This window comes from Streptomyces sp. NPDC007157 (assembly GCF_040634235.1).
Classification (GTDB): Bacteria; Actinomycetota; Actinomycetes; order Streptomycetales; family Streptomycetaceae; genus Streptomyces.
On the sequence record NZ_JBEYFE010000029.1, the window covers coordinates 101,244 to 124,317 of the forward strand.

24 protein-coding genes are annotated in these 23,074 nt (G+C 72.9%); 16 read left to right on the plus strand and 8 right to left on the minus strand.

Features of this window, described 5'->3' with window-relative positions; all coding sequences use genetic code 11:
* The 5 genes from ABZ642_RS38045 to ABZ642_RS38065 are packed head-to-tail and all read left to right on the plus strand — an operon-like array spanning position 1 to position 8,036.
* The gene (locus tag ABZ642_RS38045) at positions 1–4,677 is read left to right on the plus strand and encodes a beta-ketoacyl synthase N-terminal-like domain-containing protein (protein ID WP_360493330.1); all 4,677 of its coding nucleotides are present in this window, start codon (positions 1–3) and stop codon (positions 4,675–4,677) included.
* Entirely contained in the window at positions 4,674–4,991 is a 318-nt protein-coding gene (locus ABZ642_RS38050; RefSeq protein ID WP_360493333.1) for an acyl carrier protein, read from the plus strand. The genes ABZ642_RS38045 and ABZ642_RS38050 overlap by 4 nt, the downstream gene beginning before the upstream one ends.
* Before the next feature lie 3 nt (positions 4,992–4,994).
* A complete protein-coding gene (locus ABZ642_RS38055; protein ID WP_360493336.1) occupies positions 4,995–5,810 on the plus strand; it encodes an alpha/beta hydrolase in 816 nt (271 codons plus the stop codon).
* Complete coding sequence (locus ABZ642_RS38060; RefSeq protein ID WP_360493339.1) at positions 5,807–6,997, plus strand: glycosyltransferase; 1,191 nt, start codon at positions 5,807–5,809, stop codon at positions 6,995–6,997. Before ABZ642_RS38055 ends, ABZ642_RS38060 begins: the two co-directional genes overlap by 4 nt.
* Positions 6,981–8,036 carry a class I SAM-dependent methyltransferase gene (locus tag ABZ642_RS38065; protein ID WP_360493341.1) on the plus strand — a complete coding sequence of 352 codons (1,056 nt, stop codon included), beginning with the start codon at positions 6,981–6,983 and terminating at the stop codon, positions 8,034–8,036. The genes ABZ642_RS38060 and ABZ642_RS38065 overlap by 17 nt, the downstream gene beginning before the upstream one ends.
* Before the next feature lie 4 nt (positions 8,037–8,040).
* On the opposite strand, the gene ABZ642_RS38070 is transcribed toward ABZ642_RS38065, so the two are convergent.
* Positions 8,041–9,030: a lysylphosphatidylglycerol synthase transmembrane domain-containing protein gene (locus tag ABZ642_RS38070; protein WP_360493344.1), complete on the minus strand. Its 990-nt coding sequence runs from the start codon at positions 9,028–9,030 to the stop codon at positions 8,041–8,043.
* A 218-nt stretch (positions 9,031–9,248) separates the two neighbouring features.
* Between ABZ642_RS38070 and ABZ642_RS38075 the strand changes: the two genes are divergently transcribed.
* Positions 9,249–9,893 (plus strand): DedA family protein, encoded by a 645-nt coding sequence (locus tag ABZ642_RS38075; RefSeq protein ID WP_360493347.1) that lies wholly within the window; start codon positions 9,249–9,251, stop codon positions 9,891–9,893.
* Between the two features lie 90 nt (positions 9,894–9,983).
* Here the strand turns inward: ABZ642_RS38075 and ABZ642_RS38080 are convergent, their stop codons facing one another.
* Positions 9,984–10,511, minus strand: coding sequence for a gamma carbonic anhydrase family protein (locus tag ABZ642_RS38080; protein ID WP_360493350.1), 528 nt, complete (start codon positions 10,509–10,511; stop codon positions 9,984–9,986).
* A 109-nt stretch (positions 10,512–10,620) separates the two neighbouring features.
* Here ABZ642_RS38080 and ABZ642_RS38085 point away from each other — a divergent pair, with 109 nt between their 5' ends.
* Complete coding sequence (locus ABZ642_RS38085) at positions 10,621–11,385, plus strand: acyltransferase (protein WP_360493353.1); 765 nt, start codon at positions 10,621–10,623, stop codon at positions 11,383–11,385.
* A gap of 1 nt (position 11,386) precedes the next feature.
* On the opposite strand, the gene ABZ642_RS38090 is transcribed toward ABZ642_RS38085, so the two are convergent.
* Positions 11,387–12,244 carry a DMT family transporter gene (locus ABZ642_RS38090; protein WP_360493356.1) on the minus strand — a complete coding sequence of 286 codons (858 nt, stop codon included), beginning with the start codon at positions 12,242–12,244 and terminating at the stop codon, positions 11,387–11,389.
* Between the two features lie 115 nt (positions 12,245–12,359).
* Here ABZ642_RS38090 and ABZ642_RS38095 point away from each other — a divergent pair, with 115 nt between their 5' ends.
* Positions 12,360–12,932, plus strand: a complete 573-nt coding sequence (locus ABZ642_RS38095; protein ID WP_360493359.1) for an XRE family transcriptional regulator — start codon at positions 12,360–12,362, stop codon at positions 12,930–12,932.
* A 32-nt stretch (positions 12,933–12,964) separates the two neighbouring features.
* The gene (locus ABZ642_RS38100) at positions 12,965–13,519 is read left to right on the plus strand and encodes a YbaK/EbsC family protein (RefSeq protein WP_360493362.1); all 555 of its coding nucleotides are present in this window, start codon (positions 12,965–12,967) and stop codon (positions 13,517–13,519) included.
* Here the strand turns inward: ABZ642_RS38100 and ABZ642_RS38105 are convergent.
* Entirely contained in the window at positions 13,516–14,649 is a 1,134-nt protein-coding gene (locus ABZ642_RS38105; protein ID WP_360493365.1) for a cation diffusion facilitator family transporter, read from the minus strand. The genes ABZ642_RS38100 and ABZ642_RS38105 overlap by 4 nt on opposite strands.
* Positions 14,650–14,724: 75 nt before the next feature.
* On the opposite strand from ABZ642_RS38105, the gene ABZ642_RS38110 reads away from it, so the two are divergent.
* Complete coding sequence (locus ABZ642_RS38110) at positions 14,725–15,090, plus strand: metalloregulator ArsR/SmtB family transcription factor (protein ID WP_360493368.1); 366 nt, start codon at positions 14,725–14,727, stop codon at positions 15,088–15,090.
* 133 nt (positions 15,091–15,223) lie between these two features.
* On the opposite strand, the gene ABZ642_RS38115 is transcribed toward ABZ642_RS38110, so the two are convergent.
* The 3 genes from ABZ642_RS38115 to ABZ642_RS38125 form a co-directional block, all read right to left on the minus strand.
* On the minus strand, positions 15,224–16,432 hold the full coding sequence (locus tag ABZ642_RS38115) for a 4-hydroxybenzoate 3-monooxygenase (protein ID WP_360493371.1): 1,209 nt from the start codon (positions 16,430–16,432) through the stop codon (positions 15,224–15,226).
* A gap of 74 nt (positions 16,433–16,506) precedes the next feature.
* A complete protein-coding gene (locus ABZ642_RS38120; protein WP_360493373.1) occupies positions 16,507–18,111 on the minus strand; it encodes an APC family permease in 1,605 nt (534 codons plus the stop codon).
* A gap of 273 nt (positions 18,112–18,384) precedes the next feature.
* Entirely contained in the window at positions 18,385–18,798 is a 414-nt protein-coding gene (locus ABZ642_RS38125; protein ID WP_360493376.1) for a CoA-binding protein, read from the minus strand.
* A gap of 243 nt (positions 18,799–19,041) precedes the next feature.
* On the opposite strand from ABZ642_RS38125, the gene ABZ642_RS38130 reads away from it, so the two are divergent.
* From ABZ642_RS38130 to ABZ642_RS38140, 3 genes are all read left to right on the plus strand, one after another.
* Positions 19,042–19,773 (plus strand): hypothetical protein, encoded by a 732-nt coding sequence (locus ABZ642_RS38130; RefSeq protein WP_360493379.1) that lies wholly within the window; start codon positions 19,042–19,044, stop codon positions 19,771–19,773.
* The gene (locus ABZ642_RS38135; protein ID WP_360493382.1) at positions 19,770–20,312 is read left to right on the plus strand and encodes a histidine phosphatase family protein; all 543 of its coding nucleotides are present in this window, start codon (positions 19,770–19,772) and stop codon (positions 20,310–20,312) included. Before ABZ642_RS38130 ends, ABZ642_RS38135 begins: the two co-directional genes overlap by 4 nt.
* A gap of 79 nt (positions 20,313–20,391) precedes the next feature.
* A complete protein-coding gene (locus tag ABZ642_RS38140; protein ID WP_360493385.1) occupies positions 20,392–21,018 on the plus strand; it encodes a YigZ family protein in 627 nt (208 codons plus the stop codon).
* Positions 21,019–21,327: 309 nt separating this feature from the next.
* Here ABZ642_RS38140 and ABZ642_RS38145 read toward each other — a convergent pair whose 3' ends face one another.
* A complete protein-coding gene (locus ABZ642_RS38145) occupies positions 21,328–21,927 on the minus strand; it encodes a LamG-like jellyroll fold domain-containing protein (protein ID WP_360493387.1) in 600 nt (199 codons plus the stop codon).
* A gap of 25 nt (positions 21,928–21,952) precedes the next feature.
* On the opposite strand from ABZ642_RS38145, the gene ABZ642_RS38150 reads away from it, so the two are divergent.
* The 3 genes from ABZ642_RS38150 to ABZ642_RS38160 all read left to right on the plus strand — a co-directional run bounded on the left by ABZ642_RS38150 (position 21,953) and on the right by ABZ642_RS38160 (position 22,968).
* Positions 21,953–22,372, plus strand: coding sequence for a hypothetical protein (locus tag ABZ642_RS38150; protein ID WP_360493390.1), 420 nt, complete (start codon positions 21,953–21,955; stop codon positions 22,370–22,372).
* Positions 22,373–22,375: 3 nt separating this feature from the next.
* Entirely contained in the window at positions 22,376–22,555 is a 180-nt protein-coding gene (locus ABZ642_RS38155) for a hypothetical protein (protein ID WP_360493393.1), read from the plus strand.
* Between the two features lie 68 nt (positions 22,556–22,623).
* Entirely contained in the window at positions 22,624–22,968 is a 345-nt protein-coding gene (locus ABZ642_RS38160; protein ID WP_360493396.1) for a hypothetical protein, read from the plus strand.
* Positions 22,969–23,074: the final 106 nt, after the last annotated feature.

Sequence of the window (23,074 nt, forward strand, 5' to 3'; positions counted from 1 at the left end):
ATGACCGACGACCGCCGGACACCGGTCGCGATCGTGGGCATGGCGGTGCTGCTGCCCGGCGCCGCAGGCCTCGACGCCTACTGGAGGAACCTGCGCGACGGCGTCGACGCGATCGGCGAGGTGCCCGCAGGGCGCTGGGACGCGGACTACTACCGGCCCGGCTCGGCGACCGGGCCCGCCGTCCCCGATCAGGTGTACTGCCGGCGCGGCGGCTTCGTGGACGGCCTCGCCGAGGTGGAGGTCACCCGGTACGGCATCATGCCGAACTCCGTCGACGGCACCGAGCCCGACCAGCTGATCGCCCTCGACGTGGCCGCCGCCGCGATCGCCGACGCCGGCGGCGCGGACCGGCTGCCCGACCGGCACCGGATCGGCGTGGTCCTGGGCCGGGGCGGCTATCTCACGCCCGGTCTGGTCCGGCTCGACCAGCGAGTCCGGACGGCCGGGCAACTCGTACGCACCCTGGGCGAGTTGGTGCCTGACCTCACGCCCGGCCAACTGGCCCGGGTGCGGGAGGCGTTCACCGAACGGCTCGGGCCCGCCAGCCCCGAGTCGGCGATCGGCCTGGTCCCCAACCTCGCCGCCTCCCGGATCGCCAACCGGCTCGACCTGCGCGGCCCCGCCTACACCGTGGACGCGGCCTGCGCCTCCTCGCTGGTCGCCGTCGACCAGGCGGTCACCGAACTCACCGCCGGACGCTGCGACCTGATGCTCGCCGGGGGAGTGCACCACTGCCACGACATCACCCTGTGGAGCGTCTTCTCCCAGCTGCGCGCGCTCTCCCCGAGCCAGCGCATCCGCCCCTTCCACCGCGAGGCCGACGGCATCCTCATCGGCGAGGGCACCGGCGTCGTCGTCCTCAAGCGCCTCGCCGACGCCGAACGCGACGGCGACCGCGTCTACGCCGTGATCCGCGGCACCGGCGTGGCCAGCGACGGCCGTACCGCCGGACTCGTCAACCCCGACCCCGGCGGCCAGACCCACGCCGTACGCCAGGCCTGGCGGGCCGCCGGTCTCGACCCCGCCGCCCCGCACTCCGTCGGGCTCCTGGAGGCGCACGGCACCGCGACTCCGGCCGGCGACGGGGCCGAACTCACCACCCTCGCCGAGGTGTTCGGGCCGCGCGGCAGCGACGAACGGGCCGTGCTGGGCTCCGTGAAGTCGATGATCGGCCACACCATGCCGGCCGCCGGAGTCGCCGGGCTGGTCAAGGCCGCCCTCGCCCTGCACCACGCCACCCTGCTGCCCACCCTGCACTGCGACGACCCGCACCCGGCCCTCGCGGACACCCGCTTCCGCACCCTGGACCGGGCCGAGCCCTGGCAGACCACCCCCGAACAGCCGGTGCGCCGGGCCGGGGTGAACGCCTTCGGGTTCGGCGGGATCAACGCCCACGTGGTGCTGGAGGAGGCACCCGGCAGACGTGCCACCGCCGTCGCACCCGTCACGACGGTCACCGAGCCCGAGCGCATCCTCCTGCTCGCCGCCCCCACCCCCGAGCGGCTCGCCGTCGCCCTCGCCGCCGACGACTCCGCCGTCCTCGTCGCCGGTCTCGCCCCCGACCGTGCCCACCCTCAGGCCGGTCCGGCCCGTCTGGGCATCGTCGACCCCACCGCCAAACGGCTGGCCCTGGCCCGCCGCGCGGTCGGCAAGGGCCGGGCCTGGCAGGGCCGCAACGACGTGTGGTTCCGGCCCACCCCGCTCCTCGACACCGGCAAGCTGGCCTTCGTCTTCCCCGGCCTGGAAGGCGAGTTCACTCCCCGCGTCGACGACATCGCCACGCATTTCGGTCTCCCCACCGTCACGGGCCCCGCCGATGGGGACGTACGGGTCGGTGACGTGGGCCGTCATGGGTTCGGTGTCGTCGGCGTGGGGCGGCTGCTGGACACCGCGCTGCGCCGGATGGGCGTGGTCCCGGACGCGGTCGCCGGGCACAGCGTCGGCGAGTGGACGGCGATGGTGGCCGCCGGTCTCTACTCCGGCGACCAGGTCGACGCGTTCATGGCCGGGTTCGACCCCGACGCGGTCACCGTCCCGGGCCTCGCCTTCGCCGCCGTCGGTGCCCCCGCCGAGCGGGTCCTGGCCGCCCTGGACGACGACTGGGCGGACGCCGGGATCGTCCTCTCCCACGACAACGCGCCCGGCCAGTCGATGGTCTGCGGTCCGGACCGGGCCGTGGCCGACTTCGTCCGCTCCTTCCGCGCCGACGGCGTGCTGTGCCAGGTGCTGCCATTCCGGTCCGGCTTCCACACGCCGATGCTGGAGCCGTACCTGACACCCATCAAGGAGGCCGCCGAGCGCTTCCGGCTGCACCGGCCCACCGTCCCGGTCTGGTCCGGCACCACCGCGGCCCCCTTCCCGCAGGCCGAGGCGGAGGTGCGCGAGCTCTTCGTGCGGCACCTGCTGGAGCCCGTCCGGTTCCGGCAGCTGGTCGAGGCCCTGTACGCCGCCGGGCACCGCACCTTCGTGCAGACCGGCCCCGGCCAGCTGGCCTCCCTCATCGCCGACACTCTCGGCGACCGCGACCACCTGGCCGTCGCCGCCAACTCCCCGCACCGCTCCGGCCTCGGCCAACTCCGAAGGGTGGCAACGGCGTTGTGGACGGCCGGCGCGGCCGTGGCACCGGCCGTGGCACCGGCCACCCCCGACACGAGCGGCGCGAGGGGTGCGAGTACGCCGGTACGACATCTCGCGCCCGTCCGCCTCGACCTGGACGGCGCCCTGGTCTCCCTGGACGGCCCGGTCCTGCACCGGCTCCGCGCCGAGTTGGGGCGGCCGACCGCGCCCACCGGCCCGACCGCGCCCACCGGCCCGACCGCGCCCACCGGCCCGTCCGCGCTCGACGACCTGGCCCTCCGCGTCCCGGCCGCCGCCGAACTCGGCGCGCTGTTGCGCGACACCGCGGACGCCGCGGTGGCCGTCCTCACCGCACGCCGGACACCGGCCCCGCAGGCCCCTCCGGCCCCCCAGACCCCGTCGGCCCTTCCCGCCCGGCCGGCCCCGCCGATGCCACAGACCCCGCCGACCTTTCCAGCCCGGCAGGCCCTATCCGCCCCACAGGCCCCGTCGGTCCCGCAGCCCACACCGGTCCCGTCGGCCGTACACGTCCCCTCGGCCCCCGCGGCGCGTACCACCACCGTCCGGGTCTCCCCGGACACCATGCCCCACCTGCTCGACCACTGCTTCTACCCGCAACGCCCCGACTGGCCGGACATCGAGGACCGTTGGCCGGTGGTCCCGGCCACCACCATCGTCCGGCACATGATGGACGCCGCCGAGGAAGCCACCGGACTGCGGGCGGTGGCCGTGCACGGCGCCCGCTTCGACCGCTGGCTCACCGCCACGCCCCCCGTCGACGTCACAGTCACCGTCACCCCCGAGAGCCCCGGCCGCGTCTCGGTCACCTTCGGCCCCACCGCCCGCGCGGTCGTCGAACTCGCCCCCGGCCACGCACCGCCCCCCGCCGCCCCCACCGCACCGCCGACCCCCGAGCGCATCCCCGACCACACCGCCGCCCAGCTCTACTCCGAGCGCTGGATGTTCCACGGCCCGGCGTTCCAGGGCGTCACCGAACTCACCGCGATCGGCGACCGGCACGTCCGCGGCGTGATCACCACGCCCGCCGCACCGGGCGCCCTCCTGGACAACGTCGGCCAGATCCTCGGCTACTGGATCATGGCCACCCGCACCGAGCGGACCGTCGTCTTCCCGGTGGGGATGCGCGAGACCCGCTTCCACGGCCCGCATCCCGCGCCCGGCACCGAGGTCGGCTGCCTGGTGCGGATCACCGAGCTCACCGACACCGTCCTGGAGGCGGACGTGGAGCTGACCGTCGAGGACCGGGTGTGGGCCCGGATCGGCGGCTGGCAGGACCGGCGCTTCGACAACGACCCGCAGACCCGCCCCGTCGAGCGCTTCCCCGACCGCAACACCCTCTCCGAGGCGCGGCCCGGCGGCTGGGCACTCGTCCACGAACGCTGGCCGGACCTCGCCTCCCGTGAACTGATCATGCGCAACTCCCTCGGCGGAGTGGAGCGTTCGCAGTACGCCGAGCACGCGCCGCGCGGCCGCAGACAGTGGCTGCTCGGCCGGATCGCCGCCAAGGACGCGGTCCGGCAGTGGCTCTGGCAGCACGGCGAGGGGCCCGTCTTCCCGGCCGAACTCCGGGTGCACAACGACGAGTTGGGTCGACCGTACGTGTCCGGTGTGCACGGCCGTACGCTGCCCGCGCTGGACGTCTCGCTCGCCCATCGGGCCGAGGCGGCGGTGGCGATCGTACGACCGCACCGGCCTGGGCCCGGCCCGGGCATCGACCTCGAAGAGGTCACCGAACGGGACCCGGCCGCCCTGGCGGCCGCCCTCGGCACGGACGAACTGCGCCTGCTGCACGAACTCTGCGGAGGCGGCTCCACGGCGCTGTGGTTCACCCGGTTCTGGGCCGCCAAGGAGGCCGTCGCCAAGGCGGAGGGCACCGGATTCGACGGCCGCCCGAGGGACTTCGCCGTCCTGGAGGCGGCCCCGGACGGCAGCCGGCTGCTGGTCTCGGGCCGGCTGGAACGCGCCTACCCGGTGCACTGCGCGCCGGTCCGCAATCCCCCCGCACTGCCGGACCGCGACTACGTCGTGGCCTGGACGACCGGACCGGCAGCCGCAGACCCAGAGGAGGACCCGCGATGAATCCGACCCAGCCCGAAGTCCGCGCCGACGAGGAGGCGGTACTCGCCGACCTCACCCGGATGCTCCGCACCCTCCTGGAGGAGTACGGCGACGACGACGCCGAGATCGGCATGGGCACCACCTTCAACCGTGATCTGGAGCTGGAGAGCATCGACCTGGTCACCCTCGCCGGACTCCTGGAGGAGCGGTACGGGAAGCGGGTCAACTTCGCCGAGTTCCTGGCCGGGATGGAGTTCGACGAGATCATCGGGCTGACCGTCGGCCGCCTGGTGGAGTACGTCGTGTGGAGCCTGAAGGCCACGGAGGCGGGCTGAGCCATGGCGATCGTCGACACCGGAGACATCCGGCTGCATGTACAGAGAATGGGCCCGGGTCAGGGCCGTACCCCGGTCGCCACCGTGGTCCTGGTCCACGGGCTGCTCACCGACAGCCTCGCCAGCTACTACTTCACCGTGGCGCCCGCCTTCGCCGTCTCCGGCCTGGACGTGGTCATGTACGACCTGCGCGGCCACGGCCGCAGCGGCCGGCCGTCCGGCGGCTACACCCTCGACCACAACATCGACGACCTGGAGGCCCTGCTCGACCAGTTGTCGATCACCGGCCCGGTCCACCTCGTCGGCAACTCCTACGGCGGCACCATCGCCTTCGGCTACGCGGCCCGCCATCCCGAACGCGCCGCCAGCCTCACTCTCATCGAGTCCGAGCCCGCCACCGCCGCCTGGGCGGACAAGCTCGGCGGCATCCTGCACCGCGTCGTCACCGAGCTCGCCCACAACGAGTCGGACGCCATCGCCTGGATCACCGCGAACCGCAGCCACAACACCGCCCGCCTGGCCAGGGGCGCGGCCCGGCTGGCCCGCGAGACCAGCCTCGGCCGGGACATCCCGGCCAGCCGGGTCCTGACCGAGGACCAGATCAGCGCCGTCCGCTGCCCGGTCCTCGGGGTGTACGGCGGTGACTCGGACCTGGTGGAGGTGGTCCCGCTGAAGGAGGCCCTGCTGGCGGACTACCGGTCGGTGGTGCTGCCCGGACACGAGCACTCCGTGCTGGTCGAGGCGGCCGGCACGGTCGGCGGTCACATCATGGAGCTGATCCACTCGGTCAGCGGGGCGCGGGCGGCCGGCGTCCGGTGAGCGACTACCTCTTCGTCGTACCGCCCCTGGTCGGGCACATCAACCCGGCCGTCGGCGTGGCCGCGGAACTCGGCGCGCGCGGGCACCGGGTGGCCTGGGTCTGCCCGGACGCCGCGCTGCTGCGCCGGCTGGCGGGATCCCGGGCCCGGGTGTACCCGTGCGCGGGGACGGCCGAGGGTGAACGGCCCGCCGACCTGCGCGGCGCGGAGGCGCTGAAGTTCCTGTGGGAGTGGTTCCTGGTGCCGCTCGCGGAGGCGATGGCGCCCGGGGTCCGGGCGGCCGTCGACGACTTCCGCCCCGATGTCGTGGTCGCCGACCAACAGGCCTTCGCCGGCGCCCTGGTGGCCGAGCGGCTCGGCCTGCCCTGGGCTACCTCCGCGACCACCTCCGCCGAGTTCGGCGGCGCCTACGACGGCATCCCCAAGGTCGCCGAGTGGCTCCGGGCCCGGCTCGCGGAGCTCCGGGACCGCATCGGCGACCCGGCGGGCACCACCGACCCGCGCTTCTCACCGCATCTGACGCTCGCCTTCACCACCCCCGAACTGGCCGGTAGAACCGATCAGTTGATGATTCGTCATGTCGGCCCGTCGATCTCGGAGCGACCGGTGTCCGACGACTTCCCCTGGCAGTGGCTGGACCCGAGCCGGGAGCGGGTCCTCGTCTCGCTCGGCACCGCCAACGCGGACGTCGGCGGGCGGTTCCTGGCCGAGTGCGTGGCCGCCGTGCGCGAACGCGCGCACCGGGTCCAGGCGTTGGTGGCCGACCCCGGAGGCAACCTGCCCCCCGCCACCGACGACAAGGACATCCTGATCCTGCCCTCGCTGCCCCAGCTCCCGCTGCTGGAGAGGGTCGACGCGGTCGTCTGCCACGCCGGGCACAACACCGTGTGCGAGGCCCTCTGGCACGGCGTCCCGCTGGTCGTCGCCCCCATCCGGGACGACCAGCCGGTGATCGCCGGGCAGGTCGTGGACGCGGGCGCGGGCGTCCGGGTCAGATTCGGGCGGGTCACCGCCCAGCGGCTGGGCGAGGCCCTCGACACCGTCCTGTACGAGCCCGGCCCGCGCACCGCGGCGGCCCGGATCCGCGCCGCGTTCCGCGGCGCGGGCGGTGCACCGGTCGCCGCAACCCACCTGGAAGACCTGGCAGCCGACTCGCGATTCAGGAGACCCGATGAGCAAGCTGAGTGAGATCGAGGCGCTGCGCTCCGCCTACCAGCGGGACCTGGCCGACGGCGTCGACCGCTTCTTCGAACCCCGTCGCACCACCTGCCCCTGGTGCGCCTCCGACCGGCTGACCACCCGGCTGCGCACCACCGACCTGCTCCAGCACAAGCCCGGCCGCTTCCTCCTGGACCGTTGCCAGGAGTGCGGGCACACCTTCCAGAACCCGCGCCTGAACGACACCGGCCTGGAGTTCTACTACCGGGACTTCTACGACGGCCTCGGCGAACAGAAGATGAGCGGCACCTTCGGCGGCCGCACCAAGATGTACCGGGGCCGTGCCGAGTCCATGCTCCCGCACGACGCCACCCCCAAGAACTGGCTCGACGTCGGCACCGGCCACGGCCACTTCTGCGAGGCCGCCCGCGAGGTGCTGCCCGGCACCGCCTTCGACGGCCTCGACTTCACCGACGGCGTCGAACTGGCCGCCCGCGAGGGCCGCGTGGAGCGCGCCTACCGGGGCGCCTTCCCCGAACTGGCCCCCGACCTCGCGGCCGGCTACGACGTGGTCAGCATGTTCCACTACCTGGAGCACAGCACCGACCCCGACAGCGAACTCCGCGCCGCCCACCAGGCGGTACGCCCCGGCGGCCACCTCCTCATCGAGGTCCCCGACCCTGAGAGCCGCTACGCCCGGCTGCTTGGTCGCTGGTGGCTGCCCTGGCTCCAGCCGCAGCACCTGCACTTCGTCCCCGTCGCCAACCTCCGCGCCCGCCTCACCGAGCTGGGCTTCACGGTGGTCGCGGAGCAGCACGCCGAGGCGCACGACCCCGTCGACCTGCTGGCCGCCGTCTGGCTCGCCCTGGACCACACCGCCCCTCGCGAGGACGCCCCCTGGCTGCCCCGCCCGCCGGGCGCTCTCCGGAAGACGGCACGCGCGGCCCTGCTCCTCGCCGGGATCCCGGCCCTGATCGCGGGCACCCTCGCGGACCGCTTCGCCGTACGGCCGTTCTCGCGCCGGCTGCGTGTCTCCAACGCCTACCGGATCGTGGCTCGCCGCGACTGAGCTCTCAGAGCACCTTGGCGCGGATCATCGCCGACAGCACCAGGGCGCCCGGCAGCAGCGGCACCCAGTCGGTCAGCACCCGGTAGCCGATCACGGTCGCGGTGGCCACCGCGACCGGGGAGCCGAACGCGGCCAGTGTGATCACCAGCGCCGCGTCCACCGCGACCCCGCCGGGCACCGGTACGGCACCCCCCGCGGTGCCCGCCGCCAGGTACGCGAAGATCACGGTGCCCCACGACAGCCCGAGCCCGAGCGCCTCCCCGGTGCAGGCCAGCACGCTCGCCTGGACCAGCGGCATCGCCGTCGCGCCGCCCCACAGGGCCAGCACCCGCGAGGGCCGGGCGTGCACCGCCCGGGCGTCGGTGAGCGCACTCCGCACCAGCCCGGTGATCGGCCGCCGCAGCGGTCGTACGACGGCCATCGCGATGGTCACCAGGGTGAGGACGGCGGCGACCGGGACCAGCACCACGCCGTCCGGGACCAGCTCACCCAGCCGTCGCCAGGCGGACGAGGACAGCAGGAACACGATCAGCACGACCGTCTTCGCACCCGACTTGGCCACCGAGTACAGCGCGATCGAGGAGGTGGCCCGCTCCAGGGGGACGCCCCGGGTGCGGAGGAAGCGGACGGTGACGGCGTGTGCGCCCAGTCCGGCGGGCAGCGCGTGGTTGGCGGCGCCGGCGGCGAACTGCGAGGCCAGCAGCAGCCCCGGCGGCAGCCGGTCGGGCACGGCACCCTGCCGCATACAGGCGGCCACCACCCAGGTCAGGCAGGTGAGACCGCCCGCGGCCAGCAGCCACGCGGGTTCGGCGCGGCCGAGCCGGCCGACCCCCTCGTACAGCAGGGACTGGTTGGTCAGCCCCCAGACCGCCGCGACGAGCAGTGGGGACAGACACAGGGCGAGCCGGAGCGGCCGGCCCGCCGTCGAGGGGGTCGACAGGGTGCGCACGGGCGCGTCGGAGCGGAGTGAGGACAGTGAGGACAGTGAGGACACGGGGACGTTGTCCTTCCACGGCGGGCCGCGGTGGGGAGCCGCAGGCGAGCGGGACCGCAGGCGTGCGGGACCGCTGGGGAGCCTTCCCGTCCCGTATGACACCCGGATGTCCGAAAACCGAAGGCCGGGGGGCGGGCCGGTGCCATGGGCACGGCCGTACCCGGCCGACCGGGTAGCCTTCCAGGGGTACGCAGCACGCGACAGGGGAGGATCCGGCGGTGCACGTCCAGGAATGGCTCGACTCGGTACCGGCGGTCGCCGTCTACGCAGTGGTGGCGCTGGTCATCGGGCTGGAGAGCCTGGGCATCCCGCTGCCGGGCGAGATCGTGCTGGTCTCCGCCGCGCTGCTCTCCTCCCAGCACTCGGGCATCAACCCGTTCGTCCTCGGCGCCTGCGCGACCGCGGGCGCGGTGATCGGCGACTCCATCGGCTACGCGATCGGCCGCAAGGGCGGCCGCCCGCTGCTGGCCTGGCTGGGCCGGAAGTTCCCGAGACACTTCGGCGAGGGCCATGTCGCCACCGCCGAGCGCTCCTTCGAGAAGTGGGGCATGTGGGCGGTCTTCTTCGGCCGCTTCATCGCCCTCCTGCGCATCTTCGCGGGCCCGCTGGCGGGCGTCCTGCACATGCCGTACTGGAAGTTCCTGACGGCGAACCTGCTCGGCGGCATCTGCTGGGCGGGAGGCACCACGGCGGTGGTCTACTACGTCGGCATCGTCGCGGAGGACTGGCTGAAGAGGTTCTCGTACGTGGGCCTGGCACTGGCGGTGCTGGTGGGCGTGGCGTCGATGCTGATCGTGCGACGCAAGGCAAAGAAGGTCCAGGTCACCGAGAAGGAAGCCGAACCGGTAGGCGCCGGGGAGTAGATGTCCTCGGGGGCGCGGGGAACCGCGCGACCGGCCCGCACCGCGCCGCACCCACTGCTCCACCTACCCGCGCCGCACCCACTGCTCCACCTACTCATGCACCCCGCGATGCGCCTTCGCCAACTCCGCGTACAGGGTCCCGTTGAGGGTCACTCCCTGCCGTTCCTCCTCACTCAGCTCACGCCGCACCTTGGCCGGCACCCCCGCCACCAGCGACCCCGCCGGCACCACCATCCCCTGCGGCACCAACGCCTGCGCGGCGACCAGCGACCCCGCCCCGATGACGGCCCCGTTCAGCACCGTCGCCCCCATCCCGATGAGGCAGTCGTCCCCGACCGTCGCCCCGTGCACCACCGCGTTGTGCCCGATGGACACCCGCTCACCCACACTCACCGGAAACCCCGGATCGGCGTGCAGCGTCACGTTGTCCTGCACATTCGCCTGCGCCCCCACGGTGATCTTCTCGACGTCCCCCCGCACCACCGCGCCGTACCAGACACTCGCCCCCGCCTTCAGCGTCACGTCCCCGATCACCGAGGCGGTCGGCGCCACGAACACGTCGTCCTCGATCTTCGGCTCGCGCCCGCCGATCCCCACGATCAGCGCCTTCTGCGTCATCACGCTCTCCCATCGTCATCGAGTCCACGGCAACCTAGCTCACCCCCTGGGGCGAAGATCACAGCAGCCCACCCTCTCGTCGGCGGTCCCCTCCGCGTAGCGTGACCCCGTGCCGAAGCCCAAGAACACGTTCTCGTCCTGGTGCCGCCGCCTCGCCCAGCGCGCGGTGCACGCGGGCTGGGCCTGGGTGCAGCGCACGGGTTCCGTCACCGCCGACCACCCCGGCCGCTTCCGGTTCGGCGCGATCGGCGAAGCCACCCGGCTCGCCTTCCCGCTGGGCACGGTCTTCGGCGAACCGTGGATCCACCTCGGCTCGCACTGCATCGTCGGCGAACAGGTCACCCTCACCGCGGGCCTGATGCCCGACCTCGACCTCGGCCCCGAGCCGATCCTGCGCATCGGCGACGGCGTGGTCCTGGGCCGTGGCAGCCATGTCATCGCCGACACGACCGTCACCATCGGCAGCGACTGCTACTTCGGCCCGTACGTCTACGTCACCTCCACCAACCACTCCTACGACGACCCGCACCAGCCCATCGGCAGGCAGTGGCCCCGCATGGAGCCCGTGGAGATCGGCTCGGGCTGCTGGATCGGCACCGGCGCGGTGATCCTGCCGGGCGCGCGGATCGGCCGGAACGTGGTGGTGGCCGCCGGCGCGGTGGTCCGGGGCGCGGTGCCCGACCACGCCGTGGTGGCCGGCGCGCCCGCCCGGGTGGTACGCCGCTGGACCCCCGAGACCGGCTGGCAGCCGCCGCTGCGCACGCCCGCGCCGGTGCCGATACCGGAGGGCATGACCCCGGAGCAACTGCGCGCGCTGGCGGAGCTGGACGAGGAGGGCGTGGCGCGGCTCGCCGCCCTGGAGAGCGAGAACTGACTCAGCCGGTGGCGAGCAGCAGCGTCCCCACCAGCGCCAGCCCCGCCCCCGCCGCCTGGACGGCCCGCAGCCGCTCACTGAGGAAACCGCGGGCCGCCAGCGCGGTGACCACCGGGTAGAGCGAGGCGAGCACCGCGGCGACGGTGACCGGGCCGTGCTGGGCGGCGACCGTGTACGTGCCGTTGGCGGCGACGTCGGCGAGACCGACGAAGCCCAGCGCCGGGACCGCGGACCAGCCGAAGCCGCCCTCCGGCAGCGCGGGACCGCCCTTTCGCACCGACAGCCACAGCGCCGCGCCGCCTGTCACCACGCTGGTCAGCCGCTGGACGAAGAGGGCGAGGAACAGGCCGGTGACGGTGGTGGACGCCTCCGTGATCAGGGCGAACACCGTGCCGAAGCCGACCGCCGCGACCAGCGTGACCAGGATCGTCCGGCGCTCGACGGGCGCACCGCGCAGTTGCGGGCCGCCCGCGAGGACGACCCCGGTGACGGCGACGGCGATCCCCGCGAACTGGAGCAGCCCCGGGCGCTCGCCGAGTACCAGCCCGACACCGACCGGGACGGCGACGCTCAGCGTGGCCAGCGGGGAGACCACGCCCATCGGGCCGAGGGCGAGGGCCTTGTAGAAGCAGAACAGCGCGACCGGCCCGACCAGGCCCGCCGCGAACGCGAACCAGAGCCGGGGCCCGGCCTCGCTCCAGCCGCCGGTGGCGACCACGATCACGCCGAGGATCGCCGCCGCGATGCCCTGCGAGAGCACGACCACGGTGAGCGCAGGGGCGCGTCGTGTGAGCAGCCCGCCGCCGAAGTCGGCCAGCCCCCACAGGAGACTGGTGGTCAGGGCGAAGAATGCTGTCACGGCCCGCCTCGCAGTACAGTTCGGTGAACGATCAGGTACACCCCACCGTAGTTCACTCAGTTGAACTCTGTCATTTAAAATAATGGACCGTGATGCTCTCGATGATGGACGGAACGTGTCGGACCTCGACCTGCTGACCCAGTCCCTGGCCCGCAACGTCAAGCACTGGCGCGCGGTGCGTGGTTTCACCCTCGACGTGCTCGCGGCCCGGGCCGGGGTCAGCCGTGGCATGCTCATCCAGATCGAGCAGGCCCGCACCAACCCGAGTATCGGCACGGTCGTCAAGATCGGCGACGCGCTCGGCATCAGCATCACCACGCTGCTCGACTACGAGCAGGGTCCCAAGGTCCAGATCGTCCCCGTCGACAAGGCCGTACGGCTGTGGCACACCGACGCCGGCAGCTACAACCGCCTTCTCGCCGGCACCGAGGCGCCCGGCCCGCTGGAGATGTGGGACTGGCGTCTGATGCCGGGCGAGAGCAGCCCGTCGGAACCCCATCCCACCGGCACCGTGGAGATCGTCCATGTCACCGTCGGTGAACTGACCCTCACCGTCGACGGGGCCGAGTACCGCGTGCCGACGGGCGCCAGTGCCTCCTTCGAGGCGAACACGGCCCATGTGTACGGCAACACCGGGGACGTGCCGATGGAGATGATCATGACGGTCTCCGTCCCGCCCGTGCCCTGAACCGCCCGCGGCCGGGCTGTTAGCGTGCGGACATGCGCGCACCCATCGGAGACTTCGACACCGCCACCCCTGCCCCCGACTGCCTCGACGAGCTGACCGCGCCGGTCGCCGACGCCGTACGGCACTGGAGCGGTGCCGTCCCCGCCGAGCAGATCATCTACGTCGAGACCGACCCGCAGTGGGCGGACACCGCCGTCTTCGTCGAGCACTACGGGCGCGACCTGCTGGAGCGGTCGGCCAACTGCGTGGTGGTGGCGGCCAAGCGCGGCGGCGAGACGACGCTGGCGGCCTGTCTGGCCCTGTCCACCACCAAGGTCGACGTCAACGGTGTCGTACGCCGCCGACTCGGCGCCCGCAAGGCCTCGTTCGCCTCGATGGACACCGCGACCGGCGAGACCGGCATGGAGTACGGCGGCATCACCCCGATCGGACTCCCGCGCGACTGGCTCCTGTTGGTGGACTCGGCCGTCGTCGACCTGCCCTACGTCCTGGTCGGCAGCGGCCGTCGGCGCGGCAAACTCCTGGTCCCCGGCAAGGCGTTCGCCGAGCTGCCGGGCGCGGTCGTGCTGGAGGGCCTCGGCGTCTAGAGCGTCGCGTGGTGGGCCAGCGCCAGGTGCGGGTCCTGCTCGCCGGGTGCGGGCGCCGGATCGGCGTGCACCAGGGCCGCCGTCAGCCGCGGTACGGCGTGCAGCAGCGCGTGTTCCGCCGCCACCGCGACCGCGTGCGCCTGCCGTACGGTCGCCTCGCCGTCGACCACGACCGCGACCTCGGCCCGCAGCCGGTGCCCGATCCACCGCAGCCGCAGCTCACCCACCGCCCGCACCCCCGGCACCTCGCACAGCGCCCGCTCGGCCCGGTCCACCAGCTCCGGGTCCACGGCGTCCATCACCCGCCGGAACACCTCCCGGGCCGCGTCTCGCAGCACCAGCGCGATCGCCGCGGTGATCGCCAACCCCACCAGCGGGTCGGCGAGCTGCCAGCCCAGGGCCGCGCCGCCGGCCCCCAACAGCACGGCCAGCGAGGTGAATCCGTCGGTACGGGCGTGCAGCCCGTCGGCCACCAGTGCCGCCGAGCCGATCTCCCGGCCGACCCGGATCCGGTACCGGGCCACCCACTCGTTCCCGGCGAACCCGACCAGCGCGGCCACGGTGACCGCCGGGAGGTGCGTGACCGGCCGGGGATCCAGCAGCCGTTCGACCGCGGTCCAGGCGGCGAACGCGGCCGACGCGGTGATCGTCAGCACGATCGCGATCCCCGCCAGATCCTCGGCCCGCCCGTAGCCGTAGGTGAAGCGGCGGTTCGCCGCGCGGCGCCCGAGCACGAAGGCGATGCCGAGCGGTACGGCGGTCAGCGCGTCGGCGGCGTTGTGCACGGTGTCGCCGAGCAGGGCGACGGAGCCGGACAGGACCACGACGACCGCCTGCACGAACGCCGTCGCCCCGAGCACGGCCAGCGACACCCAGAGCGCCCGCATCCCGCGCGCCGAGGTCTCCAGGGCGGAGTCGAGCTTGTCGGCCGTCTCGTGGGAGTGGGGGGTGAGGAGATGGCCGAGACGGTGACCGAGGCGGTGGCGGAGGCCGCCGGGGGAGGAGGGGGCGTGGTCGTGGCTGTGGCCGTGGTCGTGCGCGTGTGCGCCGTGCCGGTCGCGGACCCGCGCGTGCTCGTGGTGGTGCCGGTCGTCCGCGGGTGCCTGCTCGTGGTGGTGGCGGTCGCTCATGCGGCTCCCCTCTCCGGTGCGCGGGACGTGGACAGGCGACGTCCCCGAGGCCATTATGTGCGTATGAGCGCACGCATGCACCTATCACCTGCGCACCATGCGCATCCGCGCAGCCCGGGCGAGGAGCAGTTCGCGCTCGCCGCCGAACTTCTCGCCCTGCTCGGCGACCGCACCCGGCTGACCCTGCTGCACGCTCTGACGGCGGGGGAGGCCGACGTCACCACGCTCACCGAGGTCTGCGGTGCCGCGCGGCCCGCCGTCAGCCAGCACCTGGCCCGGCTCCGGCTCGCGGGTCTGGTGGGCACCCGCAAGGAGGGGCGCCGGGTGGTGTACTCGTTGCGCCACAGCCACTTGCGCCGGCTGGTCGACGAGGCGCTGAAGGTGGCGGACCACCGGCTCACCGAGACGGCCGCCGAAGCCCCTACCGAAGAAGGGAGTTGAGCTTCTCCAGCAGGGCGAGTACCTCGTCCGGGTCGCCGGTCGCCGGTCGCCGCCGCCAGTGCCGGGCCCAGGGGCGCGTCCCGTACCGCCTGCATGCGGCCGGACGGCCGGGCGGCCAGCCCCGCCCGGCGTTTCAGAAGGCGGCGGCCGAACCGAGGTACTGCTCGGCGAAGGCCGTCGCCGCCGCGGGTGAGGTGAACAGCCTGCGCAGCCGGGCCAGGCTGGTGCCCGCGAGGAAGGGGTCGCCGGAGGCCGTCCCGTGGTAGATGCCGGACAGGAACCCGGAGAACTCCTGGTAGTCCCAGACCCGGCGCAGACAGGCGTGGGAGTAGCCGTCCAGGCCGGAGTCGTCGCCCTTGGTGACGTGCGCGGTGAGCGCGTCGCCCAGCAGGAAGGCGTCGTGCAGGGCGAGGTTCATGCCCTTCGCGGCGATCGGGGCGGTCAGGTGCCCGGCGTCGCCGGCCAGGAAGAGGCGGCCGAACACCAGGGGTTCGACCACGTAGTTGTGCATGTCCAGCACGCGCTTCTCGACCAGCCGACCCTCGTTGAGCGGCGGCGCCCCTTCCGCGCCGAGCCGTTCGCGCAGCTCGGCCCAGACCCGCTCGTGCGACCAGCTCTCCGGGTCGTCGCCCGGCGGGCACTGCAGGTAGTAGCGGGTGACCTCGGGGCTGCGCGCCATGTGCCCGGCGAAACCGTTCGGATGGACGCCGAACAGCACGCAGTCCAAGGACGGGGGCGCCTCGGCGAGCAGCGCCAGCCACCCGATGCCGTAGTCCTGCCGGGAGATCCGCACCCGACCGTCGGGTATCGCGTCCCGGGTCACCCCGCGCGCCCCGTCGCAGCCCGCGACGAACTCGCAGCGCAGGACATGCCGTTGACCGGTCCCGGGATCGACGTACGACACCGCCGGCCGGTCCGACTCCAGGTCGTGCAGGGTGACGTCGCGCACCCCGAACCTGATGTCGCCGCCGCGCACGTCCGCGTACTCCCGTACCAGGTCCGTCACCAGCAACGGTTGCGGGTAGACGTAGTGGTGGCGGTCCGTCAGGCCGCCGTAGTCGAACCGGAAGCGCTCGCCGCCGAAGCGGAACTCGCACTCGCTGTGCACCTGCGCCCGGGCCAGCAGGGCATCGGCCAGACCGCGTTGCTGGAGGCCGCGGACGGCCCATTCCTCGATGACCCCGGCCCGGGGCCGGGTCTCGATGAACTGCCTGCTCTCGGTCTCCAGGACCACACAGTCGACGTCGGCGGCCCGCAGGATGTTCCCGACGGTCAGCCCGGCAGGACCGGCGCCGATGATGACGACCGTACGGCGTTCTTCGGAAGGTGAGTGGGGGGTCACCCCCACATTATGACGGTGTCCCGTCAGCCACGGCAGGGCCGCCGTGGCTGACGGGACACGGGAGTCGGGGCGGGTCAGTGCGCCGGGGCGTCGGTGACCACGACCTCGTCGATGCTGCGCTCGATGTCCTGGGCGGGGGAGGCGGTCGCCTTGGCCCAGTAGTAGATGACGATCGAGAAGACGGCGATCACCGCGATGTCCCACCACAGGGCGATGTGGCCCTGGCCGCCGAAACCGCCCTGCCAGGAGATCAGGCCCAAGCCGATCAGATAGACCGGCAGCCACTGCGCGGCCCGGAAGTCCAGTCGGGGGGCGTCCGGCAGGCCCTTGCTGTGGGCGTAGACGCCGTAGCCGCCGAGCAGGACATAGCCGAGCACGATCGCGATACCGAGCCGCCACAGGGTGCCCCAGCCGGACCAGTAGATGATCAGGTTGGCGACCACGAAGGACAGCGGGGAGATCAGCTTGCCGAAGGGCAGCCGGTACGGCCGCTCGTAGTGCGGCAGCCGGTCGGCGAAGACGCCGTACGCCAGCGGAGCACCGGCGTACATCAGCACGCTCGCCGAGGTGATGAAGCTGACCAGCTCCTGCCAGCTCGGGAACGGCAGGAAGCAGATCACGCCGGTCACGAAGGACATGATGAGACCGAACCACGGCACGCCGCGGGCGTCGGTCCGGCTGAAGATCTTCGGCGCGTAGCCGTTCTTCGCCAGGCCGAAGGAGACCCGGGAGGTGGCCGTTGTGTAGATCAGGCCGGTGCCGCCGGGGGAGATGATCGCGTCGAGGTAGAGGACCACGGCCAGCCAGCCGAGTCCGACCAGGGTCGCGAGGCCGGCCCAGGGGCCGCTGTCGCCCTTGTAGTGGAGGTGCGCCCAGCCGTGCGCGAAGGTGCTGTGCGGCAGCGCGGCGATGAACACGACCTGCAGCAGCACGTAGATGACGGCGCCGATGGCGACCGAGCCCAGCGTGGCGCGCGGCAGGTCACGCTTCGGGTTGCGGCTCTCGCCGGCCAGCTGGATGGCCTGCTCGAAGCCGAGCAGCGCGAAGATGATGCCGCTGGTGCTGATCGCCGCGAGCACACCCTTGGCGCCCATGGGGGCGAAGCCTTCAGAGTGGAAGTTGGCCGGGTGGAAGTTGCCGACGGCGATGATGAAGATCGCGGCCAGCGGTACGGCGATCTTCCACCAGGTGGCGGCGCTGTTGGTGTGCGCGAGCACCCGTACGCCGAAGAAGTTGACGCCGACGAACAGGGCCATGAGGATCACGGCCACCAGCAGGCCGCTCGCGGTGAGGGTGCCGTTGGCGTGCTCCAGGTGCTGGGCCCACTTCCAGTGACCGGCGTAACCGATCATGGCTTCGACCTCGATCGGGGCCACGGTCGCCGCCTGCAGCCAGGAGAACCAGCCGAAGGACATGCCGGCCAGTCCGCCGAAGGCGTAGTGCGGGTACCGGGCCGTACCGCCCGCCACCGGGAACATGCCGCCCAGCTCGGCGTGGACCAGTGCCAGCAGCACGATGGCTATCGCGCCGACCACCCACGAGATGGTCGCCGCGGGACCGGCCTGCACTACGGCCTTCTGGGCGCCGTACAGCCAGCCGGAGCCGATGATCGACCCCACGGAGGCCCACATCAGGCCGATCAGCCCGACGTCCCGCCTCAGGCCGCCCGAGGGTGTCATGTCCTCAGTGGCGGCATTCTCGACACTCACCATGTCAAGTGGCCTCTCAGTTTCTGAACGCAGATTTAACGAGTAAGGGGCCACAAGCTATGGGTGTATGCCGCTCCGGTTGAAGAGTGTTTCCCAAAATTTGACCCTCGATCTTTCCTGTCTTGGCCAAAGCCTTTGCACAGGTCAGCGAGGGTCACGGAATGTCCGTATTCAGCTGGGAAAGATGAGAAGAGGGTAAGACAGGAAGGCTCAGATCTTCCTCAAATCCGGCTCGGTTCCGGTTCAGGCCCGGCTCAGTCGGGGAATTTCGATGGCCGGGCAGCGGTCCATGACCATGTCCAGACCCGCGGCCCGCACCCGCTCGTACGCCGCCTCGTCGACCACCCCGAGCTGGAACCACACCGCCTTCGCGCCCCTCGCCACCGCCTCGTCCGCGACCGCACCGGCCAGCTCGCTGTTGACGAAGACGTCCACCACGTCCACGTCGAAGGGGATGTCCGCGAGCGAGGCGTAGCCCTGCTCCCCGTGCACCGTCTCCGCCTTGGGGTGGACCGGTACGACCCGCTTGCCGAACCGCTGCAGCACCTGTGCCACTCCGTACGCCGCGCGTCCCCGGTTGGGCGACAGGCCGACCACCGCCCAGGTGTCACCCGTCTCGGTCAGGATCCTGCGGATCGTCGCTTCGTCGCCGTACATCGTCGGCCTCCTCGCCTCGGGGGAACATCTGTCGTGGCCAACAGCGCCCGCCGGGACCCTGATTCCCCGGCCCGGGCCGGACCCGCGCGGTACCGCCGGAACACTCTTCGCGGCGGCAGTTCCGGCAGACGCGGCGGCAGAAACAGTGGCAGAAGGTGTGCCATGTCCCGCATGTCCCGCCACGGTGACCGGAATCGGCGCAAGGTGCCTGCATACGGCCGCCCAGCCGCCTACGCTCAGCCCGTGCTCCGCATCCTCGACGCCACGACCGGTGAGACCGTTCCCGCCGCCCCCGCCCGCCGCGCCCTGACCCGGGTCGAGGCTCATGCCTCCGGGTACGACCTGACGGCGCTGCGGGTGCTGCTCACCACCGACCTGCTCCTGCGCGCCCTGGAGATCGGCGGCACCCCGGTCCTGCCCCTGCTCACCGCCGACCACCACCAGGCCGAGCTGCACGCCGCCGCCACCACCCTCGGTATCCGCCCCTTCGAGGACGGCCGCGACCTCGCGTCGGGACTGGGCGAGGCCCAGGTCGTCCATGTGACGGCGGAGGGCGTGAGCGTGCCCGGCGGCGGGGTGAGCGTCGCCGTCGCTCCCGCGGGCGGCCCCGACGCCGGCGTCCTCAACGGCCTCGCCGACCCCGCCGCACTCCGGCTCGCCCTTCTCGACGCCCCGCGCGGCACGGCCGTCCACCTCGGCGCCGGCGCCCTCGACGCGGCAGGGCGGCGGCTCGGGCGACTGCGGCAGGCCGTGGCCCAGTGGGCGCGCAGCCCCTCGCGGCCGGTGCCGGAGAAGGTGCGGGGGCGGCTGCGCGACGCCTGGGAGGACGACCTCGACGTACCCGGGGTGCTCGGCGTCCTGCGCTGGATGGAGAACCAGCCCGAGATCCCCGACGGCGCCCGCTTCGAGACCTGCGCCTACGCCGACCGGCTGCTCGCCCTCGACCTCACCCGTGACCTCGGGAGCGCCGCGTGATCGCCCGCCCGGGCGCGGGACCGCTGCGCCGCCTGGTCGTCCTGCGGCACGCCAAGTCGGCCTGGCCCGAGGGCGTTCCCGACCAGCTGCGCCCGCTCGCGGCCCGCGGGCGCCGTGACGCCCCCGCGGCCGGCCGCGCCCTCGCCGAGTCCGACTGCCTGCCCGACCTCGCGGTCTGTTCCACCGCGGTGCGCGCCCGGCAGACCTGGGAGCTGGCCTCCGGCCAGTGGGGCACGCCCCCGCCGGTGCGCCACGACCGGCGGGTGTACGCGGCGGGCGTACCCGAGCTCCTGGAGGTGGTGCGCGAGGCCCCGCCCGAGGTCGAGACGCTGCTGCTGGTCGGGCACAACCCGGGTCTTGAGGAACTGGTCCTGGAACTGGCCGGGGACGGCCTGGACGACACCGTGGAGCAGGTGCGGAAGAAGTTCCCGACGTCCGCGATCGCCGTCCTGGCCTGGCACGGGACGGCATGGGCGGCGCTGGGCCCGGGGACGGCACTGCTGACGGAGGTGACGGTGGCGCGGGGCGGGCACGGGTAGGCCCCACCCTGCCGCGCGGCGGGAAGGGGCGGCTCCGTCTCTGGCCGGGTGCGCCCGCGAGTCCGCATAGGCTGGGCGGATGCAGGACGAGTACCGCACAGTCGCCCGCGTGGGCACCCACGAGACCGAGGTCAACCGCTCCCGCTTCCTGTGCGCCCTCGCCCCGGCGGCCACCGAGCAGGAGGCCCAGGAGTTCGTCGCGCGCGTCCGCAAGGAGCACGCCGACGCCAGCCACAACTGCTGGGCCTACGTCATCGGCGCCGACGCCTCCACGCAGAAGGCCGGCGACGACGGCGAACCGGGCGGCACCGCCGGCGTCCCGATGCTCCAGATGCTGCTGCGCCGCGACATGCGGTACGTCGTCGCCGTCGTCACCCGCTACTACGGCGGGGTCAAGCTCGGCGCTGGCGGACTCATCCGCGCGTACGGCGGCGCGGTCGGCGAGGCCCTCGACACCCTCGGCGCGATCACCCGCCGCCGCTTCCGGCTGGCCACGGTGACCGTCGACCACCAGCGGGCCGGCAAGGTCCAGAACGACCTGCGCGCCACCGGCCGCGAGGTCCGTGACGTCCGCTACGGCGAGGCGGTCACCATCGAGATCGGGCTGCCGGACGCCGACGTGGACGCCTTCCGTGCGTGGCTGGCCGACACGACGGCGGGAACGGCCGGCCTCGAACTGGGCGGGGAGGCCTACGGGGACGCGTGAGGACCGGTGCCGATCGGGCACGGCGGGTGGAACTCCGGATCATCCTCGCGTGCTCGGGGCCCCGGGCGGACCGGGTGGCCCGGACCGTACGGCGAGCCGAGGAACTCGGGTTCGACCAGGCGTGGTTCCCCGGCTCTGCGAGACGGTCTTGACGCTCGTTCGATGCCGATGCCGATGCCGATGACGCCTGAGGCCCACGAGGAGTGGGGCTGGTGAGTGGCTGAGGTGCGCCTGGGCGCCGCGTCCGAAACGTGAGCGGGCCCCGCCGCTCCTGGGTGGGAGCGGCGGGGCCCGAGGCGCATTGTGCGGTCAGTGCAGGTTGCTGACCTCGGTCGCCGAGAGTGTCCGCGGGTAGACGTGGACGTCGGCGACGGAGCCGGGGAAGGCCAGGTACGGGGTCGTGGCGGAGGCGCTGTTGACGCAGCCGCCGACGGTCAGGGGCAGGGAGGAGTCGTACGGGGGGCTGAGGTTGGTGGCGGTCCCCACCAGGGAGCCGTTCTGGTAGAGGGCCATGTTGCCGGTGGTGGACTCCCCGGGGACCGGTGCCCGGAAGGTGGCGACCAGGTGGGTCCAGGTGCCGACCGGGCCGGAGTTGTCAACAGCCCCCAGGAGCTGGGCGGTTACACCTACGCCGCGGACAACCCGGTCGCCAACAGCGACCCGACCGGCCTCGAAGTCGGCTCCAAGCCCAACTCCTGCCAGTACGACATCAAGTACTGCACCCCCCAGGAGCGCGGCGACCCGCCGTACCTCCCCGGCAGCGGTTCCAGCGGCGGCGGCTGCTACTACGTCCTGCTCGATCCGTGCGGCGGTGGCGGTGGCGGTGGCGGCGGCGGTGGCGGCGGTCAGAGCGGATCGGGCGGCGGCACCGTGCCGTCGGTGATCGTCAACGGCACGGGGGGCGGGCATCCACGCCGGCACCAACCTGATCAAGATGCTCCCCAACGCGGAGCGAAACGCCTCCTGGCTGCGTGGCTGGGCGCAGTCCATGGGGTGGGTCAAGAAGCCGAACAGTCCGGTCGAGAAGTGGGGATACTACAAACCGGACGGCGACTTCGCCTGGATGCTTCAGCTGAAGTTCCAGGCGAGCACCATGCCGGGCATACAGGCCGGGAGCCAACAGCCCCGCATCACGGCCCGGCTCGATCTCCAGGGCAGCTTCACCAATCCGTTCACGAATCAGGTGGGAAGCAAGAACGACGCGCTCCTCGGGTCCTCCGACCCCAACGCGAACCTCTCGCACATCCCACTCGACGAGCCATGGGTGAAACCGGGCAGCGTCGACCTGTTGAAGGCCGGGGCGAAGATCGGCGGCAAGCTGATGCTCGGGGCGGCGGTGGCCTACGACGCCTAAGACGTGGCCTCGGCGCCGAGCGACCAGAAGGTCAGCACGGCGACGCGTGACGCGGCGGGCCTGGCGGGCGGTCTGGCCGGAGCGGCCTACGGAGCCGAGACCGGGGCGGCCATCGGCTTCGCCTTCGGACCCGTCGGCAGCGCGGTCGGCGGTGTCGTCGGCGCATCGCGGGCGGCATCGTAGGCCAGCGGCGTCGGTGAGAGCATCGCCGACGGCATCAAAGATCTTTTCTGAGAGGAGGGGTTGAGCCGATGACGACCACGCCACCGTCCGAGGACCCTGTGGCGGTCCAGTTGCTCGCGATCATCAACGACCCCACGGCGCCTGAGGGGGACCAGCTCGACGCGGCCATGGACCTGGAGGATCACTCCGGCGCCTGGTTCGAGCAGGAGATCTTCGAGATCCTGCGGCGCGAGGATTTCAGCAGCGTGCTGGCCCAGATGTGCGCGGCGTCGCTCGCGGGTATCTGGGCCCGGGAGGACCGGATCGACGAGAAGTTCTTCCCCGAGCTACGGCGGACGGCTCTCGACGAGGTGCTCGGCATTCTCGGAGCCCGTGCACCGCACCTGATCCCCGAGGGGATGCAGGAGGGCTGACACGCCTGCCCGCGGCGGCCCCCCCCGGTGTTGCGGGGGGGGCGCCCGGCGGGCGGGGCGCGCACCGGGGGGGGCCGGGGGCGGGTGTGCGGCCCCCCCGGTGGGG